Origin of the sequence: Brevibacterium sp. (genome assembly GCF_022712115.1) — a bacterium.
Taxonomy (GTDB): domain Bacteria; phylum Actinomycetota; class Actinomycetes; order Actinomycetales; family Brevibacteriaceae; genus Brevibacterium; species Brevibacterium salitolerans.
Genome location: NZ_JALAHB010000243.1, coordinates 1 through 7,689 on the forward strand (window position 1 = coordinate 1; position 7,689 = coordinate 7,689).

Here is a 7,689-nt window from a genome sequence, read left to right on the forward strand (position 1 = left end):
GAGGAGATCCAGGACTTCCTCGCGCCCCGGCTGGCGTCGTTCAAGAAGCCCACGCGGCTGGAGGTCGTGGCCGAGCTGCCGCGGAACGCCTCGGGCAAGCTGCAGAAGCACCGGCTGCGGGAGGCCTTCTCAGGCTGAGCGAACGGCGGCGGAAGCAGGTATCCTCGGTTCCAGTCCACGTTGACTGATCGTTCGTTCAAAGGAGAGCCGAACAATGCTGGAACCGACGACTGCGCGCATGTCCGGAGGTCCCTCCCGTCGTCCCCCGGCCGGCGATGCCCACACGGTCCGCGCCGCCGGTATCACTCGCCCCAGAGGCGCCGTCCGCGAATCCCGTCCGCACCGGGGACTGCGCTCCGCCGCGCTCCCCGCTGCGGTGCTCGCGCTTGCGCTGGGGATGAGCGCCTGTGCGGGCGGCGCGGGCGGCGGCGCTGGTGGGGAGGCCGGCGGCGGCGAGGGCGTGGAGTACGGTGCGAGCCCCGAGGAGTACCAGGCGGCTCTGGAGGACATGGAGCCCGTCACCCTCACCTACCAGGGCGGTGGGGCCTCGGCGGAGAGCGGCAGCGGCAAGGCGGAGCTCGAGTTCGCGCAGCGGGTCGAGGAGCTCACCGGCGGCAAGGTGACGTTCGAGATGGCGTGGGGCCAGTCGGTGGCGCCCTTCGACGAGGTGACCGAGGCCGTGGCGGACGGGCGCATCGACATCGGCGTGGAGATCCCCATCTACACGCCCAGCAAGTACGAGGCGATCGGCGAGCTCATCAGCCTGAGCCCGTCCACGCCCTCGAGCCCCGTGCTCACCGAGGTCGCCACGACCGCGGCCGCGCTGGAGACCGCCTGGGACACGCCCGAGGTCGTCGAGAACTACGAGGAGATGGGCGCGACGGTGCTGCGTCCCATGTTCTTCGAGACCTCCAACGCCCTCATGTGCACGGAGCCCGTCACCTCCGCGGCGGACTTCCGCGGCAAGCAGATCCGCGTGGGGTCCGCCTCGGACTTCACGATCGTGGAGGCGCTGGACGCCTCGCCGGTGTCGATGCAGTTCACGGAGGCCTATGAGGCGCTGCAGCGGAACACCATCGACTGCACCCTGGGCGGTCTGCGCATCGGCGCGGACTACGGCTTCCTCGAGGTCGCGCCGCACGTGTCCCTGCCGCAGGACGGTGCATGGGGCCGCAACCCCACCGCACTCGTCGCGGGGCCCGGCTACGAGCGTCTGCCGCTCGCGGCCAAGCAGGCGATCTTCGACTCCTTCGAGGTGTTCACCGGTGCCGGTCTCACCGCCATGATCGACTCCTCGGCGACCGCCGTGGGCATGATCGAGGACAACGGCGGTGAGGTTGCCCGCCTGGAGGACGACGCCGAGTCCGCGTTCCAGGGCGCGGTCGAGGAGCTCCGCGCGCAGGTGGAGGCCTCGGACGCCCTCGACGGTGCGGCCGCGGCAGCCTCCTTCGACGAGGGCTACGAGAAGTGGGCGGCCCTCGCGGAGGAGAGCGGGATCCCCGCCGAGGACGACTACCACGCCTTCGCGCAGGAGTGGGAGGGCTCGCCGCTGGATCTCCAGCCGTTCGGCGCGCGGATCTACGAGGAGATCCACCTGCCGCGGAGGCCGGAGTGAGAGCGGAGTGAAGGATCCGGGTGTCCGCGGCGCACCTGGGGAGGATTCGACGCCACGAGAGGTCGGGACGCAGCGGCCGCGACGCCCACAGCGCTCCCGGGAAGAACGGACATGCGCGGATGAGCGCGGAGGAGGAGACGACGATGTTGGATGCACAGCTGGCCGCGAGCAGGCGGCTGCACTGGATGAACATGGTGGAGCTGCACGCTCAGGACAGGGGCGAGCAGATCGCCCACGTGGACGGTGAGAGCCGGACCACCTGGGCCCAGCTGCACGCGCGGATGCGGGCTGTCGCGGCCGAGCTGCAGCGCCGCGGCGTGGGGCCCGGCGACCGCGTGTTCCTGCTCTCGCTCAACAGTGCGCAGGCGCTGGCCGCGCTCCTGGCGATCAACACCGCCGGCGCGGTCGCGGTGCCGCTCAACATCCGCTCCGCCGGTCCGGAGCTCGACTACCTCATCGAGGACTCCGGCGCCGTGCTGGGGTTCGCGGATCAGCTGGGCGAGGCGCGGCTGGCGGAGGCCACTTCCGGCGGCGAGGTCCCGGTCATCCGCTTCGGGGAGGAGTTCGAGGCGATCGCGGACTCCGGCGAAATCTCCGCACCCGTGGACGTGGCGGAGTCCGAGGCGGCCTTCATCATCTACACCTCCGGCACCACCTCCGCCCCCAAGGGCGTGGTCCTCACACACCTGAACATGGCGGCGCAGACCATCACCACGAACCGCATCGCCCCGGCCGGCGGAGCGGACGACGCCCTGATGCTCGTGGTCCCTCTGTTCCACATCGCCGCGATCGGCACCGTCTATCCGGCGGTCCTCAACTCGGTGAAGGTCGTCGTGGCGCCCTCGCAGGTGATGACCAACATCGCCGCGCTCGCGGACCTGGTCGAGGCCGAGGGCGTGACCAACATGTTCCTCGTGCCCACCCTCTGGCAGGCGTTCTGCTCGCTGCCGGGCATCCGGGAGCGCCGGCTGCGTCTCAAGGCGCTGCAGTGGGGTGCGTCCCCGGCGAGCCGGGAGACGCTGCAGCTCATGGCGGACACCTTCCCGGACGCGGCGATCAGCGCCGCCTTCGGGCAGACGGAGATGTCTCCCGTCACGTGCGTCCTCTCCAGCGAGGACTCGTTCACCCGGATGGGTGCCGTGGGCAAGCCGGTGGGCCTCGTCGCCGCGCGAGTGGTGGGGCCCGACGGCGAGGACGTGCCGGTGGGGGAGACGGGGGAGATCGTCTACCGCGGCCCCGGCCTCATGCGCGAGTACTGGCGGAAGCCGGAGCAGACCGCCGAGGCCACCTACGACGGGTGGTTCCACTCCGGCGATCTCGTCACCCGGGACGAGGACGGCTACGTGACGGTGGTGGACCGGGCGAAGGACATCATCATCTCCGGCGGGGAGAACATCTCCTCCGTCGAGGTTGAACATGCCGTCGCCGCTCATCCTAAGGTTGCCGATGCGAGCGTGATCGGCGTGCCGCACCCGCAGTGGGTGGAGACGCCCCTGGCGATCGTCGTACCGGCGGATCCGGCGGACCCGCCCACGCTGGAGGAGATCCAGGACTTCCTCGCGCCCCGGCTGGCGTCGTTCAAGAAGCCCACGCGGCTGGAGGTCGTGGACGAGCTGCCGCGGAACGCCTCGGGCAAGCTGCAGAAGCACCGCCTGCGGGAGGAGTTCGCCGGCTGAGGCCGGGTTCGGAGGCAGCGGGGCGAGGCTCGCGCGAGGCGGCCCGAGACCGGGGTCGGCTGTGCCGGAGCCGGCCGTGCTGGGACAGGCGGCCTCGGCGAGGGTGGGATCTGCCCGAGGCCGGCCCGGGTCAGCTGGCCGGCCTCGGCGGCCTCAGTCCGCGCTGCCGCCGTAGTGGGCCGCCGTGAGCGCGAGCCCCTCCTCGACGGAGACGCGCGGCTCCCACTGCAGGACCTCGCGCGTGCGGCGCTGGTCGAACCAGTGGGCGGTGGAGAGCTGTTCGGCGAGGAAGCGGGTGAGCGGCGGCTCGCCGTCACCCTTCTCCCGCACGGATTCCGGCAGATGCTCCCACGCAGTCTCCACCGCCGCACCTGCGGCCAGCCCCGCCGCCACCGGCACGTGCACGGCCGGCGGCTTCGCCCCTCCTGCCAGCGCGATCCGGCTCATGAGCTCGCCGATCATCCGCGGCTGCCCGTTCGTGAGCACGAGGGCCTCGCCGTGCACGCGCGCACACGCGGGCAGCGCCGCGGTGATCGCCTCGACGGCGTTGGCCGAGTACAGCGTGTCCACCAGTGCGGCACCGGAGCCGATGAAGGGCAGCCGCCCCGCCCGCGCGCGGTCGATGATCCGCTCCGTGAGCTGCGTGTCGCCCGGCCCCCACATGAGGTGCGGACGCAGGACGAGGACGCGGAAGTCCTCCCCCGCGGCCTCGGCACGGGCGTCCGCGCCCAGTGCCAGCAGCTCGCCGGCGGCCTTCGTCCGGGCGTAGTCGCCGCGCGCGCGTTCCGGGTCCGCCGGGCCCGCGCCGTCGCCCGTGAGCGAGGAGCCCGCGTGCGCCACCGACGGCGAGGAGATGTGCACCCAGCGGCGCACGCGTGCCGCGCGCGCACCCTCGAGGAGCACGCGGGTGCCCTCGACGTTGATGCGCTCGAAGTCCGCCGGGTCCCCGGAGACGGAGACCTTCGCCGCCATGTGGATGACGGCCTCGGCCCCGGAGACCGCCATCTGCACGGCCTCCGGATCCGTGACGGAGCCCTGCACGTCCACTGCCCCCGGCACGCCTGAGGGCCTGCGCTGCAGCGTCGTGACGGTGTGGCCGGCATCGATGAGCGCCCGGGCGGTCGAGGAGCCGAGCAGCCCGGAAGCGCCGGTGACGAGTACGTGCATGAGTGCCTCCTGGTGACGGGGACGGACGATCCGGGTCCGACGAACGGGAGCCGGGGCGGGCAGGCCGGGGTGATGCGCCCGGCCTGCCGTGGGCGGTGCCGGCGGGGATGGTCCGCCCTGCGTGGCGTCAGGGCCTCCCGATGCGCCCGCCGGCCAGCACCTCGGCCGCCCAGCGTGCGAGCCGTGAGCGGTCGATCTTGGAGTTGTGGCGGATGTCCGTGGGGAAGGACCGGGTGACGAGCACCGCGGCGACGTCGTGGCCGGTGACGGCGCGCACGGCGGAGCGGACCGCCGAGGCCAGCCCCAGGGGCGCCGGACCGTGCGCCGGGAGCCCCCGGGAGTGCAGCCCGCGGCCACGGACGCCCGGGGACCGTGCGGGATCCGGCTCCACGACGATGACGAGGGCCTGCGTGCCGGTGGGCCCCACGCCCACGGCGGCGGAGCGGAGCACGCCGTCCAGCGCGTCCACCACGGCCTCCGGGCCGCCCGGTCCCAGCGGACCGTGCGGTGTGGTGACGACGTGCTGGACGCGTCCCTCGAGCCAGACGCGGCCGTGAGCGTCGAAGTGGCCGATGTCGTTGGTGCGGTGCCAGAGGAGGCCGTCGCGCGAATCGCGGGCGGCGGCGCGGTCCGTGCTCCACAGGCGGTCGTAGCCGGCCTTGAGGTGTGCGCCGGAGGCGACGAACTCGCCCAGGACGCCCTGGGCCTCCTCGCCCTCCAGCAGGTCCTCGGACGGAGCGCCGTCCTCGCCGATGGGAGCGAGCGCCAGGCGCACGCCGTCCACCGGCCGGCCCACGCAGACGCCCAGGTCGCGGGAGACCGCGGTGCGGGCGGAGGAGCGGGCGGTGCCGGAGGCAGCTGCGGTGCCGGAGGCAGTCGCGGGGGCGGAAGCAGCAGCGGGGGCGGACCCTGCTGCGGCCTCGGAGGTGGCTGCAGCCTCGGCGGACGGCTCCTCCGCTGCGGCACGGAGCGCGCGCTCGGAGTCCGCGTGCGCCTGAGCGACCTCAGCCCGGTCGATGTCCGTGAGCACGAGGCCCTCGGTCATGCCGTAGGGCGTGTGGATGCGCGCATTGGGGAACACGGACGCGAGGGCGTTCATGAGCTCCAGCGGTACGGGCGCCCCTGCGGAGAGGACCATCTGCACGCGTGCGCACGCCGTGGACTGCGCGAGGCTGAGCTCATGGGCCGTGGCGACGACATTGCGGTAGGCGGCGGGGGAGGCGAAGACCATCGTGGCCCCGCCCTCCTCGATCGCCTCCGCCAGGGCCGCGGCCGTGAGCGTGCGCGGCTTCGTCACCGCCATGTCCGGCGTGGTCGAGACCGCCCCGATCCCCGGCCCCAGCAGTGCGAAGGGCGGGAAGCCCGCGACGAGCGAGGTGCCCGGCTGTACGTCGAAGACCCGCGTGAGCACCTGTGTGAGAGCGGTGAGACGCGCATGCGTGTAGCGGACGCCCTTGGCCGGTCCAGTGGAGCCGGAGGTGAAGAGGATGGCGGCGTCGTCCTCGGCCGCGGGGCGGGGCAGCGGTGTGCCGGCGGCCTCGGGCGCATCGAGGAGCTCCTCCAGGCTCGTCTCCACGCTCAGGGCGGTGCGCTGGGCGCGGGAGAGCTTCTGCACGGAGAGCCTGCGACCGGGCCAGCCGGCCATGCGGGCGAGGGCCAGGCCGGGTCGCTCCCCGATGATCCACTGCGGGTCGGCCGAACGCACCGCGCGGGTCATGCCCGCAGGCCCCAGACCCGCGTCCGCCACCACAGCGACTCCGCCCGCACGCAGCACGCCGTAGAGGCCGGTCGTGAGGTCGTTGCCGGGCGGCACGAGCATGGACACGCGGTCGCCGGGCCGCAGGCCCAGCCGCACGAGGCCCTCCGCGATGGCCTGGACGCGCGCCGCGACCTCCGCCCAGGTGAGGGATGCGCGCGGATTCTGCGACATGTCCACGGTGGCGGGGGAGTGGTCGTCCGCGCGCTCCTCGAGCGCATCGACGATGAGGCGCGTGGATTCCGAGGGCTGTGTGCTGGTGCGGGGCTGTTCGGCTGCGGGGGCCTCCGCGTCCGTGGGCGCCGCCGAGGCTGCGGACGGTTCCGAGGCCGTCGTCGCAGAGGTGCGCGCGGCCTCGGCCGCGGGGGTCTGCGCGACTGCGGACGGACCGGCTGCGGGGAACTGCTCCTCCAGCCAGCGCAGCACCACGCCGGCCACGTCCTCCTCCTCGCTCACCAGGTGGCTCGCCTTCTCGAAGCGGTGCAGGTCCGCCTGCGGCAGGCGGGTGCGGAGGTCGCGGAGGTAGCGCTCGAGGAAGACGGGGTCCTTGGGGCCCCACACCAGCAGAGCCGGGTGCGTGAAGGAGGCGATGTCCTCGCCCAGCTGCTGCAGCTCGGAGTGGGAGGGGTGCGTGTCCGTGGCGGGGATGTCCGCGACGAACCCGCCGATCCCGCCGCGCTCCGCCGCCGTGGTGTAGGGCGCCCGGAACCCGGCGACGGCCCCGGCGGAGAGTGCGTCCTTCGCCAGCGAGAGCGTGGTGCGCAGGAACAGATCCGTGTGCACCGTGGAGACGGGGAGCAGCGGTCCCGCGAGCGCGGCGGCCAGCGGTGCCGGCAGCTGCGCGTGCTCGGGCTGGTGCACGGCGGTGTTGAGCGAGACGGCGGCGGAGACGCGGTCCTGGTTGCGCGCGGCCCAGGTGAGCGAGAGCACGCCGCCCCAGTCGTGGCCGATCGTGACGACGGGGTGGTCTGCGGTGCTCTCCCAGGCAGCCTTTGCTGCGGCGGCGGTGGCTTCCGCGGTGCCTGCTGCGGTTGCCGGACCGGTGGGCGCGTCTCCGTCACCCTCGGCCAGCAGGTGGGTGACGAGCGCGTCGAAGTCCGCCACCCGGTCCGCGATGCGGCGCACACCGGGATCCGCCGGGCGCGGGGCGCGGGCGTGCGGGAGGCGCTCGGAGAATCCCATGTCCAGCTGGTCCGGGGCGATGACACGCCATACGCGCCCGGGCCGAGGCCCTGCGGCCTCGGTCCCCGCGGCCTGGTCCATCGCCGCCTGTGCGAGGTGCCGCCACAGGTACGACCAGGTGGGGTTGCCGTGCAGGGCGAGGATGGTGCCGGTGGGGGTGAGGCCGGCCTCGGCGAGTGCCGGACCGGTGTCCAGCACGTGGAAGGTGCGGGCGCCGTCGAAGGTGTCGACCGTGACGAGCCGCGACCAGGCGGGATCGAAGCCCTCGAACTCGCCGCAGGCCTCATGGGGCA

General features: G+C 73.4%; 4 protein-coding genes. 2 read left to right on the plus strand and 2 right to left on the minus strand.

Going from position 1 to position 7,689, the window contains the following annotated elements:
- The first annotated feature begins 214 nt into the window (after positions 1-214).
- Positions 215-1,615, plus strand: coding sequence for a C4-dicarboxylate ABC transporter substrate-binding protein (locus tag Q0A33_RS14525; RefSeq protein WP_291798344.1), 1,401 nt, complete (start codon positions 215-217; stop codon positions 1,613-1,615).
- Between the two features lie 143 nt (positions 1,616-1,758).
- Positions 1,759-3,291, plus strand: coding sequence for an AMP-binding protein (locus Q0A33_RS14530; protein ID WP_291798348.1), 1,533 nt, complete (start codon positions 1,759-1,761; stop codon positions 3,289-3,291).
- Between the two features lie 153 nt (positions 3,292-3,444).
- On the opposite strand, the gene Q0A33_RS14535 is transcribed toward Q0A33_RS14530, so the two are convergent.
- A complete protein-coding gene (locus tag Q0A33_RS14535; RefSeq protein ID WP_291798351.1) occupies positions 3,445-4,458 on the minus strand; it encodes an NAD-dependent epimerase/dehydratase family protein in 1,014 nt (337 codons plus the stop codon).
- Positions 4,459-4,585: 127 nt separating this feature from the next.
- On the minus strand, positions 4,586-7,689 hold a 3,104-nt coding region (locus tag Q0A33_RS14540; protein WP_291798354.1), incomplete at its 5' end, for an alpha/beta fold hydrolase.

Excerpts from the sequence above, each read along its gene's own strand:
- Q0A33_RS14525 (WP_291798344.1), top strand. The coding sequence starts at position 215 with ATGCTGGAACCGACGACTGCGCGCATGTCCGGAGGTCCCTCCCGTCGT.
- Q0A33_RS14530 (WP_291798348.1), top strand. The coding sequence starts at position 1,759 with ATGTTGGATGCACAGCTGGCCGCGAGCAGGCGGCTGCACTGGATGAAC.
- Q0A33_RS14535 (WP_291798351.1), bottom strand. The coding sequence starts at position 4,458 with ATGCACGTACTCGTCACCGGCGCTTCCGGGCTGCTCGGCTCCTCGACC.